Source organism: Methylotenera mobilis 13, assembly GCF_000384255.1.
GTDB lineage: Bacteria > Pseudomonadota > Gammaproteobacteria > Burkholderiales > Methylophilaceae > Methylotenera > Methylotenera mobilis_B.
The window spans coordinates 1,741,649-1,757,684 of sequence record NZ_KB913035.1 but is presented as its reverse complement, the minus strand read 5'-3'; the positions used below and the strand labels follow the sequence as shown (position 1 = coordinate 1,757,684).

At 44.0% G+C, this 16,036-nt stretch carries 15 protein-coding genes; 6 read left to right on the top strand and 9 right to left on the bottom strand.

All coding sequences use genetic code 11. The features are described 5' to 3' along the window. Window positions 1–24: 24 nt before the first annotated feature. The 3 genes from A391_RS0108360 to A391_RS14330 all read right to left on the bottom strand — a co-directional run bounded on the left by A391_RS0108360 (window position 25) and on the right by A391_RS14330 (window position 5,178). Window positions 25–867 (bottom strand): sulfite exporter TauE/SafE family protein, encoded by an 843-nt coding sequence (locus tag A391_RS0108360; RefSeq protein ID WP_019898685.1) that lies wholly within the window; start codon window positions 865–867, stop codon window positions 25–27. A gap of 53 nt (window positions 868–920) precedes the next feature. Then, the gene (locus tag A391_RS0108355) at window positions 921–4,886 is read right to left on the bottom strand and encodes an EAL domain-containing protein (RefSeq protein WP_019898683.1); all 3,966 of its coding nucleotides are present in this window, start codon (window positions 4,884–4,886) and stop codon (window positions 921–923) included. 118 nt (window positions 4,887–5,004) lie between these two features. Beyond that, window positions 5,005–5,178, bottom strand: coding sequence for an EAL domain-containing protein (locus tag A391_RS14330; protein ID WP_019898681.1), 174 nt, complete (start codon window positions 5,176–5,178; stop codon window positions 5,005–5,007). 262 nt (window positions 5,179–5,440) lie between these two features. Here A391_RS14330 and A391_RS0108340 point away from each other — a divergent pair, with 262 nt between their 5' ends. From A391_RS0108340 to A391_RS0108315, 6 genes are read left to right on the top strand one after another with little or no spacing between them, the layout of a single operon-like run. Next, entirely contained in the window at window positions 5,441–5,866 is a 426-nt protein-coding gene (locus tag A391_RS0108340) for a c-type cytochrome (protein WP_029144080.1), read from the top strand. 24 nt (window positions 5,867–5,890) lie between these two features. Continuing rightward, the gene (locus tag A391_RS0108335) at window positions 5,891–7,264 is read left to right on the top strand and encodes a cbb3-type cytochrome c oxidase subunit I (RefSeq protein WP_019898678.1); all 1,374 of its coding nucleotides are present in this window, start codon (window positions 5,891–5,893) and stop codon (window positions 7,262–7,264) included. A 38-nt stretch (window positions 7,265–7,302) separates the two neighbouring features. Then, window positions 7,303–7,950: a cytochrome c oxidase subunit 3 family protein gene (locus A391_RS0108330; RefSeq protein ID WP_019898676.1), complete on the top strand. Its 648-nt coding sequence runs from the start codon at window positions 7,303–7,305 to the stop codon at window positions 7,948–7,950. 2 nt (window positions 7,951–7,952) lie between these two features. Next, a complete protein-coding gene (locus tag A391_RS0108325) occupies window positions 7,953–8,213 on the top strand; it encodes a cytochrome C oxidase subunit IV family protein (RefSeq protein ID WP_019898674.1) in 261 nt (86 codons plus the stop codon). 36 nt (window positions 8,214–8,249) lie between these two features. After that, on the top strand, window positions 8,250–9,044 hold the full coding sequence (locus tag A391_RS0108320; protein ID WP_019898673.1) for a CbbQ/NirQ/NorQ/GpvN family protein: 795 nt from the start codon (window positions 8,250–8,252) through the stop codon (window positions 9,042–9,044). After that, window positions 9,044–10,876, top strand: coding sequence for a nitric oxide reductase activation protein NorD (locus tag A391_RS0108315; RefSeq protein WP_019898671.1), 1,833 nt, complete (start codon window positions 9,044–9,046; stop codon window positions 10,874–10,876). The genes A391_RS0108320 and A391_RS0108315 overlap by 1 nt, the downstream gene beginning before the upstream one ends. Here the strand turns inward: A391_RS0108315 and A391_RS0108310 are convergent. The 6 genes from A391_RS0108310 to nirK all read right to left on the bottom strand — a co-directional run bounded on the left by A391_RS0108310 (window position 10,873) and on the right by nirK (window position 15,967). Then, window positions 10,873–11,556 carry a Crp/Fnr family transcriptional regulator gene (locus tag A391_RS0108310; RefSeq protein WP_019898670.1) on the bottom strand — a complete coding sequence of 228 codons (684 nt, stop codon included), beginning with the start codon at window positions 11,554–11,556 and terminating at the stop codon, window positions 10,873–10,875. The genes A391_RS0108315 and A391_RS0108310 overlap by 4 nt on opposite strands. Before the next feature lie 63 nt (window positions 11,557–11,619). Beyond that, window positions 11,620–12,699, bottom strand: a complete 1,080-nt coding sequence (locus tag A391_RS0108305) for a hypothetical protein (protein ID WP_019898668.1) — start codon at window positions 12,697–12,699, stop codon at window positions 11,620–11,622. 59 nt (window positions 12,700–12,758) lie between these two features. Then, window positions 12,759–13,088 (bottom strand): metal-sulfur cluster assembly factor, encoded by a 330-nt coding sequence (locus A391_RS0108300; protein WP_019898667.1) that lies wholly within the window; start codon window positions 13,086–13,088, stop codon window positions 12,759–12,761. 5 nt (window positions 13,089–13,093) lie between these two features. Continuing rightward, entirely contained in the window at window positions 13,094–13,729 is a 636-nt protein-coding gene (locus A391_RS0108295) for an SCO family protein (protein ID WP_019898666.1), read from the bottom strand. After that, window positions 13,726–14,478 carry a formylglycine-generating enzyme family protein gene (locus A391_RS0108290; RefSeq protein WP_232416164.1) on the bottom strand — a complete coding sequence of 251 codons (753 nt, stop codon included), beginning with the start codon at window positions 14,476–14,478 and terminating at the stop codon, window positions 13,726–13,728. The genes A391_RS0108295 and A391_RS0108290 overlap by 4 nt, the downstream gene beginning before the upstream one ends. A gap of 46 nt (window positions 14,479–14,524) precedes the next feature. Further along, window positions 14,525–15,967: a copper-containing nitrite reductase gene (gene nirK, locus A391_RS0108285; RefSeq protein ID WP_019898664.1), complete on the bottom strand. Its 1,443-nt coding sequence runs from the start codon at window positions 15,965–15,967 to the stop codon at window positions 14,525–14,527. Between the last annotated feature and the right edge of the window lie 69 nt (window positions 15,968–16,036).

Here is a 16,036-nt window from a genome sequence, read left to right as displayed (position 1 = left end):
CCAAAACATGCGCTTAGATTGACGTTAAAAGTTGCAGCAAGGCAATAATTGCAGGTTCCAAAGCATTTTTAGACTTAATAGCGCGAGTAGTATTGCGAATATCTTTTTAAGTGTACCAACAGGGAGCTTTTGCGTAAGATTTGCCCCAAGCGGTGCGGCCAAAAAGCTGGTGATTGAAATGACCAATACAGCGGGTAAGTTAATAAATCCATAGGTGTAAGGAGTTGGTGGAGTATGTGACCAGCCGCTTAATAAATAGCCAAGACTGCCGGCAACTGATAATGGAAAGCCAATCGCTGCAGAAGTACCGATCGCTTTTCTAATGTCAATCTTGCGCCAAGTTAAATAGGGTACGGTAATTGAGCCACCACCGATGGAAACGATGGCAGAAATTGAGCCTATTCCGATTGACGCTAACATGAGCTCAACTCGGTTAATCTCATGATGAGTGCTGGGCTGATTGTTCTGGAGGCTTTTTGATGTTGAGTTAAAGAACATTTGAATCGCCACGTAAGCCATAAAGCATGCAAAGAATATGGCTAGCGCTTTTGAACTGATCATTGAAGCAATAAACGTTGCTGAGAAGGTACCAAGAACAACCCCTAAGACCATTAGCTTGACTAGCGGCCAAACCACAGCACCATTTGCATGGTGAGCTCGTAAGCTAGAGAGTGAAGTCACCATAATACAAGCCATTGATGTACCTAATGCTAAATGCACGACTTGGTCGGCTGCGATGTTTTGGCTTAAGAATATTGCTGTCAGCATCGGTACTAATACCCCACCACCGCCAATACCCAGTAGACCTGCTGCTAAACCAACAAAAGCACCAAGTGCTAAAAAAGTTAAAATTAAATCAAAGTTCATGTGCTGTTTGTTAATAGTGCTAATAAGGCGTTGGTTTAATGAATCAGTAGAGTTTAATGAGTCAGTAGATTAGCAACCTCGTTGCTAGGAAGTGGTTTGCTGAAATAGTATCCTTGAATTTCATCACATTCATGTTGAATTAAAAAGTTTAATTGTTCTAGTGTTTCAACACCTTCTGCAATGGTTTTAAATCCCAAGCTTTTTGCCATGCTGATAATGGCGGTGATAATTGCTGCATCTTGAGGATGACTGCCTAAGCCTCTTACAAAAGATTGATCAATTTTTAGTTTATCAATCTTAAATTTCTTTAAATAACTAAGTGAAGAGTAGCCGGTGCCGAAGTCATCGATAGAGAGTCTGACGCCTAGTGTATTTAACTGGTTCAACACATTCAGTGTGCGTTCAGAGTCTTCCATGGCAATGCCTTCAGTGAGTTCTAGCTCCAGCATATTGGGGTCAACTTTGGTGTCTCTTAGAATCTGGCAAACACTCCCATAGAGGGTGTCTTGATGGAACTGAACCACAGATAAGTTAACGGCAACAGGCACAGCTTTTAAGCCGGCACTTTGCCAAGTGGCGATTTGCTGAACCGCTGTACGTAAGACCCAATCACCAATTTCGGTAATGAGACCACTTTCTTCAGCAATTGGAATAAATAAGGCAGGTGAAACCAATCCTTTTTCTGGATGTTGCCAGCGAATGAGTGCTTCTAAACCAACAATTTTTGATGTTTTACTGTCATATTGTGGTTGGTAATGTAACAAAAACTGTTCATGCTCTATGGCGTTGCGTAGTTCATTTTCGAGTTGCAGAACATCGTTGGCTTGTTCATGCATTTGGCGAGCAAAAAATTGGAAATTATTACGCCCCTCATGTTTTGCGCGGTAAAATGCAGCATCTGCAGACTGTGCCAACTGCTCAAAGTTAAGACCATCTTGCGGATAGGCTGCTATACCAATGCTAGTTGTTAAAACGATTCGCTGCCCATTAAAGTTGAAAGGTTGTGCAATGACATCTAGTAGTTTTTTAGCCACATGTGCAGCACCTTCAGCGTCGGTATTGGGCAGTAAAATAATAAACTCATCACCACCTTGGCGACATACGGTATCTTCTGGATAAAGGCTGGCGACTAAACGCTCTGCGAGTTCTTTTAGCACTCGGTCACCAGCAGTTGGACCTAAAGACTCATTAATGAATTTGAAACGGTCAAGATCAAGGTACATTAATGCAGCGGTACTTTTTGTCCGCTTAGCGGAGGCGAGGGCAAGCGTCGTTCTATCATTCAGTAGCGTTCGGTTAGGCAGGTTAGTCAGTGGGTCAAAGTTACTTAAGAACTGTATGCGTTCTTCAGCTATTTTGCGCTCTGAAATGTCTGTGATAATACAGATATGTTGAGAAACTTTTCCATTCAAGCCTTTAATTGTACTAATAGAAAGCCACTGAGGGTATAGCTCGCCATTTTTTCTACGGCTTGCAATTTCACCTTGCCAATAGCCAAATCTGCTGATGTTTTCCCACATCGCGTCGCTAAAGGCTGGTGTGATATTTCCTGAAATAATAATGTTGGGTGTTTTTCCAATCACATCATCAGGCTCATGACCTGTAATCGTAGTAAAGGCTCTATTGACTGAGATAATTTCATTTTTTTCATTGGTAATCAGAATACCTTCACGGCTGGATTCGAATACTTTAGCGTTAATGCGTAACTTTTCTTCAGCATCTAGTCGTTCTGTAATATCAAGCCATGCACCTATAATCTCCACTGGCTTGCCGTGATCATCACGAATCAACATGACCTGATCTTCAATCCATATGCGATTACCGTTAGCATGATTAAAGCGATAATGATGGTTTAATGTGCCAGTTTCGAACAAGGTCTCTTGTGCTGCTACTACCTTTGCTAGGTCTTCCGCATCAATATGGTTGATCCAAAAGTCGTGCTCAACCCAATCCTCTTTTGGGTAACCTGTCATCTTGTAGACGTTTTCACTAATGAAATCAATGGTAAATCCATCGTTTTTATTGGCTTTTAGTGTGTAAATAACGGCAGGGCTGAGATTGATGATTTGACTAATATGTTTGTGTGCGTGATCCAGTGCTGAAGCAAGCTTTTGTTTTTTTGACTCTCTGTCGAAATTATCTAGCGCAAAGCTGATATCTCCTGACATTTCTAGGAGTAATGCAATGGCTTCTTCATCAAAAGCATTAGTTTTTTCGTGGTACACATTGAGTACAGCAAAGGGTTTTTTATCGCGCTGAATGGGGATGGAAACAGATGAGCCCCACCCAAATGCTTTCGCCTTGTCATGCCATAATGATGTAATGGGGTCAGTTGAGAAATCGTTGATAATGATTGTCTGATTATCCCTTAGGGCTCTGCCAGTGGGTCCTAGGCCTTCAGGTAGCCTTGCGTCTGCTGATACTACTAAACCATCAACATAATCAATACCGTCTCCATAAACTGCTACAGGCAAAATTTGTTGACTATCTTCATCAAGTTGTCCTACCCATGCCATTTTCATACCGCCAAAATTCACAGAACATCGGCAAACAACTGAAAATAAGTCATTGTCATCACCCATACGTACAATAGCCTGATTTACCTCACTTAATGCTTGGTAAAGTTGGGTGAGATGACTGATGCGATATTCCGCTTTCTTTCTTTCAGTGAGGTCCCTGAAAATAGCAAAATAGTAGTTGTTGTCTAGCTTACGGCAACTCACTTCGGCAATGAACTGAGAGCCATCATTGCGTAGGCATTGCCATTCATCTTTGATTGATTTGTCAGACATTAATTGAGTAATAAACTCTGATCGATCTGTAATGTTGCTGACTAATATATCTTTTAGTCTCATCGATAATAGCGATTTACGTTGGTACCCCAGCATGTTCATGGCCGCCAAATTGGCTGAAATGAAACGATGCTGATAATTTAAAACTAAAACACCATCAGTTGCTTGGTCAAAAAGTTTTTGATAGCGATTTTCAGCACGTTGGCGACTGCTGAATAGAAACCATGCTAAAAATGCTGATAAGATTGTCAGTGTGGAGCCAAGTAGACCAACAAGCATTGGTTTGCCATAAGGAAGTGTTTTGGCTTCAAATGCTGGGGTTGTGCGGAAGAATAGGCTCCATTTGCTACTGCCTATTTCTATGACTCTTTTTGTTGAAACACTTTGTTCTGAAAATTGTGTATGTGAAGAACTGTATAAAAAAGAATCAGCAGTTGCCTCAAGCCCTTGGTGGATTTTTATTGCCACATCATTATCTATTTCGCCTTTAAACCCATTCATCAGGTCTGTCATGCGGAAGGGTACATCAACCCAGCCAATAATGGCGTTACGTCTGGCTTCTAGGCTATTGACTAATGTATTTTTTTTATAGATCGGCAGATACATGACAAAAGCATGCTGATCTTTCTTGTCTAAATCTTGTGCAAGCGTTAAACGTGAAGAAATGCGTGCTTCGTTGGTATCTCTTGCTTGCTCAAGCGCTGTGAGTGCAGTCGGTAAAGTAAGTACATCTAATCCTAGTGCACGAATATTCGGTTCATCTAAGGGTTCGATTAACGTTATTGGGGCATAAAGAGTTCTTTTGCCTGCTGGTTTTATCTGAAAATCAGAAAGGTCTCTTTTACTGATATGGCTGATATGGCTTTTTTTGTCGACATCATCAATCAACTCTACAAGTGCAATGCCTCTAACGCCAAATTTATCACCTAAGTTAAGGGATTTTATATAAGTATGAAATTCATCTGGTTCTATCGCATCAGATGCGTCAATGAAGCCTTTAACACCACGCATAATGACCAGAATAGCATTGAATCGAGCACGTAAATTGCTAACAGTGACGTCTGCCGAATCTTCCAGAGCTGCGTGTAGTTTTGCTATGTTGTCTTGCTGTGCGTTAGACCATAGCTTATGTGTGATGTAAAAACCGGTTAGCAGAATAGAGCCGGTGAGCAACCACAGGATAACTTTGTATGTGATTAAATTGGTTGGTTTAATTTTAACTTGCATTTAAGTGATTAAGTGCCAATTCATTTATTTTTATCTAAGTGTACATGAAACATTGGTCAATGTGATGAATAGATATTTCTTGATGTGCATTTAAAAAAAATTAGTTAATCTTCTGCCGTTAGTCATCTTTTTCATCGATTGGTTTTGGCTTGCTCAATAAATATCCTTGAAAACGCGTACAACCTGACTGAATCATGGTGGCATCTTGCTTTGCGCTAGTTTCTACTCCCTCAGCAAGTAATATCATGTTTAAACTTTGTCCCATTTGAATAATTGATTCAATAGTCAACATATATGCATTTATGCATTGCTGAATGAGTTTTTTGCTTTTTATTGTTATGGTTCTACATGAAACTCTTAAACCTCTATGTTCAAACTACTTATAAATCAATAGTCAACGTTACCATTGAACAACACTAGCCAGTAGTTTGATTAATGCATGATTGAACATGGTTTTATGACTGGGTCAATTTTTAAAATTGACCCACGTCAAGGAGATGGTATCTACGATACTGTACATTCTGCAGGTCGTTAACATTAATGGGGAGGTCGCAATGGCTACGAGATTTACTAAATCCATGGCGCGTAATATATTCTTCGGCGGGTCACTGTTCTTTTTCCTGCTTTTTCTTGCGCTGACTTTTGATACCAATCAGAAGCTGCCTAAACGAGATAATAGTCAAAACCTAACAGCTTCGGTGATTCATGGCAAAAAGCTGTGGGAGACCAATAACTGTATCGGTTGCCATACTTTGCTGGGTGAGGGGGCTTATTTCGCACCGGAGTTAGGTAATGTATATAAACGCCGCGGCCCAGATTTTATTAAAGCATGGATTAAGTCGCAGCCTACTGGAGTACCTGGCAGAAGACAAATGCCGCAATTCAATTTTACCGAGCAAGAGTTGAATGATCTGGTGGAGTTCTTGAAATACACTTCAGAGATTAACACCAACAACTGGCCGCCTAACATCGAAGGTTAACCGTCACAATTACCAGGAGTTATTATGCAATATCAATCTCAGGCTGTGGCGAAGCCTTACTTTATCGCCGCAATTGCACTGTTTGTTGGCCAGATTATATTTGGCCTGATTATGGGCTTGCAGTATGTCATGGGGGATTTCTTATTCCCTGAAATTCCATTTAATGTAGCACGTATGGTGCATACCAATTTGTTGATCGTGTGGCTACTGTTTGGCTTCATGGGCGCAACGTATTATCTGATACCGGAAGAATCCGAGACTGAACTGTTCAGCCCCAAGCTGGCCATCATCACGTTCTGGGTTTTCCTGGCCGCAGGTGTTGCAACTGTGCTTGGCTACCTATTGGTACCATATGCGTCCCTAGCAAAGTTCACCGGTAATGATTTGCTAGCAACCATGGGGCGTGAGTTCTTAGAACAGCCTTTACCAACTAAGGTTGGTATCGTTGTTGTCGTGCTGTCATTTATTTTCAACGTAGTCATGACCATGTTGAAAGGCCGTAAAACAGCCATTAGTTTAGTGTTGGTGCTTGGTCTTGTAGGTTTGGCTGTGTTTTTCCTGTTCTCGTTCTATAACCCGCACAATCTGGTTAAAGATAAGTATTACTGGTGGTGGGTAGTGCATCTATGGGTTGAGGGTGTTTGGGAGTTGATTTTAGGTGCAATCCTTGCTTTTGTTTTGATTAAAGTAACTGGTGTTGACCGTGAAGTCGTTGAAAAATGGTTGTACGTTATTATTACCATGACATTAATTACCGGCATTATCGGTACTGGTCACCATTACTACTGGATAGGTGCGCCCGCTTACTGGCAAGTCTGGGGTAGTGTATTCTCTGCACTGGAGCCCATACCGTTCTTTATGTTGACTATCTTTGCTTTCAATATGGTGAATAAACGCCGCCGTGAGCATCCTAACAAGGCTGCGACATTGTGGGCATTAGGCACTGGCGTGATGGCATTCTTAGGCGCTGGGGTATGGGGCTTTATGCATACATTAGCACCGGTTAACTACTACACACATGGTACGCAACTAACTGCAGCGCACGGACATATGGCGTTCTATGGTGCTTATGCTATGGTGGTGCTGACGATTATTTCATACGCAATGCCTATACTGCGTGGGCGTGCTGCCAATAGTAATAAAGCGCAAGTGGTTGAGATGTGGTCATTCTGGCTGATGACAGTAGCAATGGTATTTATTACATTGTTCCTGACCGCGGCCGGTGTACTACAAACTTGGTTACAACGTATCTCAACCACGCCAATGAGCTTTATGGCGACTCAAGATTCTGTTGCAATCTTCTACTGGATGCGCGAGGTTTCTGGCGTGGTGTTTTTGATTGGTTTGATTGTTTACATCACTAGCTTCTTTATAAAAGGCGAAACTAAAGCGAGTTAATTTCTTGTAATAGTGCATGCAAAGCAAAAGAAGGAGGCTTGCCTCCTTCTTTTGTTTCAATTGATGAATCTTGTGATGAAGCTGGCATTTTAGGTAATTTAATGAATACAAAGACAATGTTGGTGAATGAAACAGAAGATCTACCAGGTGACTTTGCCATCTGGATATTTATTCTGGCAGAGATGCTAGTGTTTGGCGTGATGTTTATCGTGTACGCCTTTGCACGATCCAACCAGATTGAAGTGTTTAATGAATCACAACTGACCTTGAGCCGTGCCATGGGCACGCTCAATACGATTATTTTGATTACCAGCAGTTATTTTGTGGTGCGTGCAGTGTCTGCGATCAAATCCGGCAATTCGAGGCAATCTGCACATTGGCTACTCGGTACGATTTTTCTAGGTGGCATGTTCGTAGCGGTAAAGTTATGGGAATTCAACGAGAAATTCTCAGCCGGCATTACACTCGAGACCAATGATTTTTACATGTTCTACCTGACACTCACTTTTTTCCACCTCATGCATGTGCTGATGGGCATGATTATTCTGGCCTGTATCGTGTACAAATTAAAAAACGGCGACTACAGTGCAAAAGAGCATTTTGGTGTCGAGACTGGTGCCTCCTTCTGGCACATGGTAGACCTGCTGTGGATTATCCTGTTCCCTCTCATTTATATTATTCGCTAACGATGAATAAACAATTAAACCGTTTTGCTACAATCATCTGGCTGGCGCTAGTGATACTCACCATTGGTACATTTTTAATCGGCGAGGAGGTGACCGCCGGAAAAACCGTGATGCTGAGTGTGCTGTTGATTTCCCTGATTAAAGGGCAGCTCATTGCTAATTATTTTATGGGCTTGCGCCACGTCAGCTGGTTATGGCGCGGCATTATTCTCGGTTATTTTGTGATTGTTGGCGGCATGATTGCCATTGCTTACCTGAACTAGCATCGCCTGTTTGCAGGCTGAATTGAAAGTATTTATATGGATACAAAAACAAGTAATACCCCGTTTTATGAACCTAGCGGTGATGAGTGCGAATTGTTCGAGCGCGCTTGGAAAAATCGCCTGCCACTGCTGATAAAAGGTCCTACCGGCTGCGGAAAAACGCGTTTTGTGTCACATATGGCAGCACGTTTGAACTTGCCGTTGCATACCGTGGCCTGCCATGATGACTTGACTGCAGCGGACTTGGTTGGGCGCCATCTGATTGGCGACGGCGAAACCATCTGGAACGATGGCCCGCTGACACGTGCAGTGCGTGAAGGCGGCATTTGCTATCTGGATGAAGTGGTTGAAGCACGTAAAGATACCACCGTAGTGCTGCACCCGCTGGCAGATGACAGGCGCATGCTGCCGATTGACCGTACCGGTGAGTTGCTGCAGGCGCCGCCGTCTTTCATGCTGGTAGTTTCTTACAACCCGGGCTATCAGAACTTTTTAAAAGGTATGAAACCTTCTACGCGGCAGCGTTTTGTGTCACTGACGTTTGATTTCCCGACTGCTGCGCAGGAGGAAGCAGTGCTGATCGGTGAAACCGGCATTGATACGATGACAGCCAAGCGTCTGGTTTCTATCGCCGGCGCATTCCGTGCCTTGCGTGACCATGATTTGGAAGAGGTCGCCAGTACCCGTCTGCTGGTCTATGCGGCTACCTTGATTAAAGATGGTTATGATCCGGTACGCGCTTGCCGTGCGGCGTTGGTGGAAACCCTGACTGATGATGCAGAAACAGCCGTTGCTTTGAATGAGGTGGTCAGCGCCACCTTCGGACGCTAATGGAAGAATACGTCGGAGAGCTGTGGGATCGGCTGATTACCGGTGCGGCAGAGAAGCGTCATGCCGCAGTTGCCGTTAAGCTGGATGATATTGCCAAATCCGCGGCGATATTTTTCAGAGCATTAGGCGGTGACCCGGGGCTGGGTATTTCGGCAGCGCCGGCAGTACGTCATGGTGCGCGCCGGCGTTTGCTGCAGCGCGTGGCAGGTAGTGGTGAAAAAGTAGAGCTGTCATGGCGTGATGGCGAAGTGTTGCGCCTGCCGTCACAGATAGACCTGTTTGCAGAGCAGGCACTGAACCGCGATCTGTATTTTTGGCTGGTGGCTTTAGCCGCAGTAGCGTCAGATAATAGTCAGCCATGGATTATCAGAAACCAGTTAGCCACCTTAGCCACGCTTGAGCGCTTCCCCGGCTTGCAGAGCCGCTATGACAGGTTGGTAGAGGCTGTCATAGCGCTGCGTATTCCGCCGGAAAAACTGCCGGCAGATGAAGGTGCGCAAGAAAATACAATCCGTCAGGCCTTGCAACACCCCGGTACCGTGGATGCCATGACGCTGGCAGCGCGACCATTCCAGCCAGTTCCGCTGTGGCCGCATCCGCACCCACCTGTGAGCGCTGCGGTATCTGGTGCCACAGGTGCTGGTTCTCCTGAGCAAGCTGGTAGGGCCGCCACTAAAAAAAGTCGGCGTAAACATCTGGCACAACGCACTGATGTGAAAGAAGATAAAAACGGCTTTCTCATGATGTTTCGTGCCGAGAGCCTGTTTTCATGGTCTGAGTTCGTGAAAGTGAACCGTCCGCAGGATGAGGAAGACGATGCGGAAACTGCGCAGCTGGCGGCTGAAGATATGGATAATCTTACGATTGCGAGTGATGGTAAAACTAGTGCTGCCAATGTCAGGTTTGATCTTGACCTGCCGTCCGGTGCTGCTGATGATACCCCGCTGGGTGAAGGTGTTTTATTGCCGGAATGGAACTGGAAAAAACAGGTGATGCAACCGGACTATTGTAGTTTGCAGCAGTTGATTGCGGCGGATGCAAAACCGTGCGAGCTGCCGCAATCCTTAAAAAATACTGCTAACCAGCTGCGACGCCAGTTTCAGGCACTCACGCCAACACGGCATTGGCTCAAAGGCCAGCAGGATGGTGATGAGCTGGATATGGATGCATGGGTGCAGCTGGTTTCTGAAAGAAACAGTACGATGCCAACTTCGGAGCATGGGCTCTATCGCGCACAGGTCAATCAGGAGCGCGATCTGGCGTGTCTGCTATTGGCGGATCTGTCGCTGTCTACCGATGCTTATGTTTCAAACCACACCCGTATCATTGATGTGATTCGCGATAGCCTGTTATTGTTTTCAGAAGCGCTGACTGCAACCGGCGATAGTTTTGCCCTGTATGGCTTTTCATCGCTCAAGCGCAGCAATGTGCGTTTTCATTACATTAAAGGTTTTGAAGAAAAATATAGCGGTTTAGTGCGTGGTCGCATTACAGCAATCAAGCCCGGCTATTACACACGGATGGGCGCTGCTATCCGGCAGGCGTCAAGTTTATTGGTGCAGCAGAAAAAGCGCCAGCGCTTGTTATTGATACTGACAGACGGCAAGCCGAATGACCTTGACCAGTACGAAGGACGCTACGGTATCGAAGATACGCGCGTGGCATTACTGGAGGCTAAAAAACTGGGGCTGCGGCCATTCTGTGTGACAATTGATACCGAAGCCAGTGATTACCTGCCGCATTTATTCGGCGCCGGCGGCTATGTGGTGATCCGTAATCCTGAAGACTTACCTAAAGAACTGCCGCTACTATATGCGCAAATGACGCGCTAAATGCTTAGCTCGTAGCTATGTAGCTTTTTAACATCGGTAATCATCACATCTTTACCGTTCACTGCAATTAAACCTAGTTGCTGAAGTTTTGCTAATGTGCGTGAAAGTGTTTCTGGTGTTAGGTTCAACAATGATGCGATGGTGCTTTTGCTTGCAGGTAGTGTAATGTTGCTGGCATCGGGCGCATCTGCACTGATTTGTAATAGATAGCCGATAAAGCGCTGAGTGCATGACTGCAATGACAGCATTTCTATATCTTGCACCAGCTGATGCATTCTAATCGATAAGCCGGCCAGCATCTTGCGTGAAAATAGGGGATCATTGTCCAACATAGAAAATATCAGGCTCTTAGGAACAAGTAATACATCAGAATCTAATGTGGCTTGCGCGTACACAGGAAACTGCCGCTCCAAGAACAAAATAGCTTCGCCAAAACTTTCTCCTGGCGTGACAATGCTGATGATTTTTTCACTACCCTGTGGCGAGGTGACGCCTAGTTTTAGTTGACCATCTAGTAAAATATAAAGACCAACAGCTGCATCACCCCGATTGAATACGGAGGTTCCTTTAGGAAATTGGATAAGCTGCGAGTGTAAGGCGATTGTCTCAATTTGTTCAGAGGCTAGCTCTTTGAACATAAAGAAGTTTGAAAGTGTTTGTGAGATGAGGTTTTTATTCATTTTAATATCTCATAAAATTCGAGAGCTTGATTATGCAATGAAATTGCGATGAGTTACATCGATTTATTTTTTATCACGTACAACACTCATTACAAGAATTGATATAAAAATAATAATAGTCACGGCATGCATGACGCCACCAGCTTTACGTAGGGTGAATATGGTTAAGAAATCACCACTTAATCTCAGCATAAGGGATATTTGCAACAAAATAAGCGACAGATATAAGCTGGGGTGATAAGGGATTTTTACTTTGGTGATAGCTGGAAAAATTATCGGAGCATGACCAAATATCATTGAGAAGACAAACCCAAGAAAAATTGCATGTGTAAATGCGTCATAACTTGCCCCTGGCTTAAGTTGAGGTAAACACAGGCCAATGAAGCCGGCTAGTAATAGCCAGCCATAACCGCAAATCAACGCGATGGCAATATAGCGTGTTAAACCCGTCTGTTTTATGGTGTATCGTACGATGTCGTTTCTCATCAGCCATACTGTCATGACGATCAATGAAGCCGAAAGTAGACGAACGTCTGGCCAGTTGTTAAGCGATGCAACACCAGCACCTGCTAAAAACATGATTAACGCCAATATAAAAAGAACTTTGCTACGATGAATAGGGCGTATGAATCTGGATAGCTCCAACCGCTCGCCTACGATGGTAATAATCAGAAATCCCATCCACCAGGGTGTGACCTGTGGCAGATTAAATCCTAATACCCAAAGAATACAGCCGATTAGCCAGCAAATGGCCGCAACTATTAATGCAAAGGTGAATAACTCACGTTGCACGAAATATATCTTAAGTGAGGCAGAGCATAGTATGAGGCTGGCGATTGTGGTGAATGTAGCGCCTATGGATGCATCTAGCCCTGCAATTAACAACAGTGCTCCTGTCGCTGATGCTAGTGGAGCAATATATGCCCATCGCTCACCAATGGCAACGGCACGCTCTAGACAGATGATAGTGCCTAGAAAGCCACATACCATCAGCGGCCCATGAAGATGAGTCTGTGTTTCTAACTGAAATGGAAGATTTAAGCCAAGTAGCGTCAGACCTAGATACATCCCAAATATCAGGCTGATAAGCCCTGCTACTAACATTGGGATGCGGTAGCTTATAGCCAAGTTATTTTTAATCATAATAAGCGTTTCAGCCAGAGGATTGCGATTACTGTTACAGGGATGAATAGAATCCCATTCTATTCATCCCATCCCAGTCTATTTTTTGCTTGTTCGCACATCATAGATGGATCCCATGCTGGTTCCCAGACGAGGTCTAACTCCAGTGCAGTGTCTTTATCCAGTGTGTTGTTCACTGCATCATGAATGCTTTCCATGACAATTTCTGACATAGGGCAAGCATGAGAGGTCATGGTGAACGCTACCTTAGCGATGCTGTTATTGACGTTAATATCGTAAATCAAACCAAGATCTATTAGATTTTCACCGATTTCTGGATCAATCACAGACTGTAGTGCCTGATAAATAACTTGTTCTTTTGTATTTAGTTGATTGAAAATAAGTGACATGGTCTTTAATGTAAAAGTGTCTTTAGCGCACCAGTTGCACCGTCTATATTTTTATTCATGGCATCACTCTGATATTTGATAATACCGTGACTATCTAAAATTGAAATTGTGGCATCGTGCTCATAATCGCCAGACTTTACTTTTTTGTATTTGATTCCCAATGTGACAGCCAGCTTTCTAACTGCGCTCGCATGACCTTGTGCTAACACCCAAGACGACGATGTGATTGAATGTTTCTTGGCAAACTCAGCAAGTTTTGCGGGGGTATCCCGTTCTGAATCAAATGAAAATATAGCAAAGTTAACTTTGTCTACCTGATTAGCGGGCAGCGCACGCTCTATGCGTTTAATGTTTTGCACGGTGAGCGGGCAAACATATTGGCAAGAAGTGTAAACCATTGCGACGACAGTGGGCTTGCCGCTTAGATGACTAAGTTGAAAGGGTTTGACATCCGCTGAAACCCACTGGTCTGTGATATTGAATACTGAATCCGAACTTGGGGCGAAAATTACGCTGTCTTGCTTGTTTTGATGGTGATGCTCATGTTCATGATTTTCAGCGATAGCTGGTAATGTGTATGTGAACAAGAGAGAAAGCAGTAGATTAATTTTTAAAGGCTTTTTCATTACATGGTTTTTCATTTTGTATCCTTTGCACAGCGGAACCCTAAATTTTTACCCGTAAAATTACCTCTTAAACTTTCACGGTATGAATACCTCATAAATGCCGCATAGTCGCCAAGGTTACTGGCATTTAGACTGCCACTTCCGCAAAACAGAGTTTTGTCCCCAGAGTTTCTTGAGTCAGGTGGCGCCATGTAACTGTTAAAGTCTTCAGTCCATTCCCATATGAGCCCGGCCATGTCTAAGATGCCAAAGCCATTCGCTGGTTTAGATCCGACGACAGGTAATGCTTTATTAGGCACCGAGTACCAGGCCATAATCTGTTTTTGCAGATTGTCTGTATCGCGGTCATTATCGGTCAGCGTGTATTCCCATTCATCGGTTGAAGGCAGACGTTTATCCTGCGCTTCACAATAAGCCACCGCCGCAAACCACGACACATTGACTACCGGTTTATCAAGGTCTGCGGAGTCGGCTGAACCTTGCGCATTTTTCCAATGTTCTAGATAGTGTGAATCAGTGAATATCTTCTTGATATTCGATTGATGCCATTCTGGATGTTTGTTTACAAACGCCAAAAACTTGCGGTATGTGACCGGAGTTGCATCTAGCCAGAACGCATCTACAGATGTTGCTGGAGATGTCGCTAGTACTGAGCTATTATTTGTATCATCTTTCTTCAAAAAAAACGGCGTGAAGCCGCCTTTTGGCACTAGTACCATATCGTCAACCCGCACCATATCCTCTGCTGATACTGACGCTGCCAAGAATAAGCAGTTAGACAGTACCAGTATTGATATGAAAGTTAGTTGATTACTCTTCATGTTTTACTGGGGTGATGCGGTGTGTTTTTACATCATCAGGGGTTACTTCATCACCGTCATTATCCCAACTGTTGTAGATATAAGTTAGCACATTAGCGACTTCTTCATCACTTAAGCTCCATGAAGGCATCACACCATTGTATTCACTGCCATTGACAATCAGCTTACCTTGCAGACCACCGGTAACAGCCTTGATTGCGGCTGGTTTTGCACCTTTAAGATAATCAGCTTTAGCTAAAGGAGGAAATGCCTGCGGTACGCCTACACCAGTGGTTTGGTGGCAGGCCGCACAGTTCGTGTTATAAATGCCTTCACCCAGTTTGATACGGTCCGCTTTGGTTTTAGCAGTAGGTGCCTGTGACTGTGTGGCAACTGTGTTTCTCATGCTAGTGCCTTCTGGTAGATATACTTCATCTGTCATCTTCCCAGAGTATAGCGTTTTGTCCTCATCACCAGATACTTTAAGCATACCTAGCGCACCTTTGTTGAATGCCCTAGTTAGTGAGTGGTCCACCATAATGTATGTGCCAGGTACATTGACTTTAAACTCCATATAAGCCGCGCCACCAGCAGGAATCATAGTGGTTTGTACGTTTTTGTCAGGATTGGTAGTACTGCCTTCGTGATTAACTTTATCAAAAATTTCGCCAATGACGTGGAATGATGAAGTCAGATTAGGGCCTCCAACGCCAACATATAATCTGACGGTGTCGCCTTTCTTAGCTTTCAGCGCATTATCACCGGTCAATGAGCCTGCCGAGCCATTGAAAACTACATAATCTGGCTTCTCGTCGATTGCTTTGGTCATGCTGAAAGCTTGTAAACCTTGCTCACCGTTTTTACCCTGAGTGTAAAAATCGCCCTGCATCACATAGAACTCATGGTCAACTTTAGACATACCTTCTTTAGGCTCTACTAAAATTAGACCGTACATGCCGTTGGCTACGTGCATGGCTACTGGTGCTGTTGCACAATGGTAAACATATAGGCCTGAATTGAGAGCTTTAAAAGAAAATACCGAGCTATGGCCTGGTGCCGTCAATGAAGCTGCTGCGCCGCCGCCAGGGCCTGTGACCGCATGCAGATCAATATTGTGTGGCATTTTGTTATCCGGGTGGTTATTGAGATGGAACTCAACCTCATCGCCCTCGCGGATGCGGATAAATTTGCCTGGAACTTTGCCGCCAAAGGTCCAAAACGTGTAACTCACGCCATCAGCCAACTTGCCTTCTAGCTCTTTAACCTCTAAGTTAACAATTACTTTTGTGGCGTGCTTTCTTGTGATGCGTGGTGGCACTTCAGGGGCATCAGTCAGTGTCGCAACCTCACTACCGATGACTTTATTGTCTGATTTTTTTACGATTTGCGCTGCATTTGTTATATTGGCTAAACATAATGCTACGCCTAATATGAATAATTGAATCTTTTTCATGGCTTCCTCTTCCCCTTTTAATTTACAACATCCAAACAAAAGATCGATGAACGGGATAAATTGATGAAT

Excerpts from the sequence above, each read along its gene's own strand:
- A391_RS0108360 (WP_019898685.1), bottom strand. The coding sequence starts at position 867 with ATGAACTTTGATTTAATTTTAACTTTTTTAGCACTTGGTGCTTTTGTT.
- A391_RS0108355 (WP_019898683.1), bottom strand. The coding sequence starts at position 4,886 with ATGCAAGTTAAAATTAAACCAACCAATTTAATCACATACAAAGTTATC.
- A391_RS14330 (WP_019898681.1), bottom strand. The coding sequence starts at position 5,178 with ATGTTGACTATTGAATCAATTATTCAAATGGGACAAAGTTTAAACATG.
- A391_RS0108340 (WP_029144080.1), top strand. The coding sequence starts at position 5,441 with ATGGCTACGAGATTTACTAAATCCATGGCGCGTAATATATTCTTCGGC.
- A391_RS0108335 (WP_019898678.1), top strand. The coding sequence starts at position 5,891 with ATGCAATATCAATCTCAGGCTGTGGCGAAGCCTTACTTTATCGCCGCA.
- A391_RS0108325 (WP_019898674.1), top strand. The coding sequence starts at position 7,953 with ATGAATAAACAATTAAACCGTTTTGCTACAATCATCTGGCTGGCGCTA.
- A391_RS0108320 (WP_019898673.1), top strand. The coding sequence starts at position 8,250 with ATGGATACAAAAACAAGTAATACCCCGTTTTATGAACCTAGCGGTGAT.
- A391_RS0108315 (WP_019898671.1), top strand. The coding sequence starts at position 9,044 with ATGGAAGAATACGTCGGAGAGCTGTGGGATCGGCTGATTACCGGTGCG.
- A391_RS0108310 (WP_019898670.1), bottom strand. The coding sequence starts at position 11,556 with ATGAATAAAAACCTCATCTCACAAACACTTTCAAACTTCTTTATGTTC.
- A391_RS0108305 (WP_019898668.1), bottom strand. The coding sequence starts at position 12,699 with ATGATTAAAAATAACTTGGCTATAAGCTACCGCATCCCAATGTTAGTA.
- A391_RS0108300 (WP_019898667.1), bottom strand. The coding sequence starts at position 13,088 with ATGTCACTTATTTTCAATCAACTAAATACAAAAGAACAAGTTATTTAT.
- A391_RS0108295 (WP_019898666.1), bottom strand. The coding sequence starts at position 13,729 with ATGAAAAACCATGTAATGAAAAAGCCTTTAAAAATTAATCTACTGCTT.
- nirK (WP_019898664.1), bottom strand. The coding sequence starts at position 15,967 with ATGAAAAAGATTCAATTATTCATATTAGGCGTAGCATTATGTTTAGCC.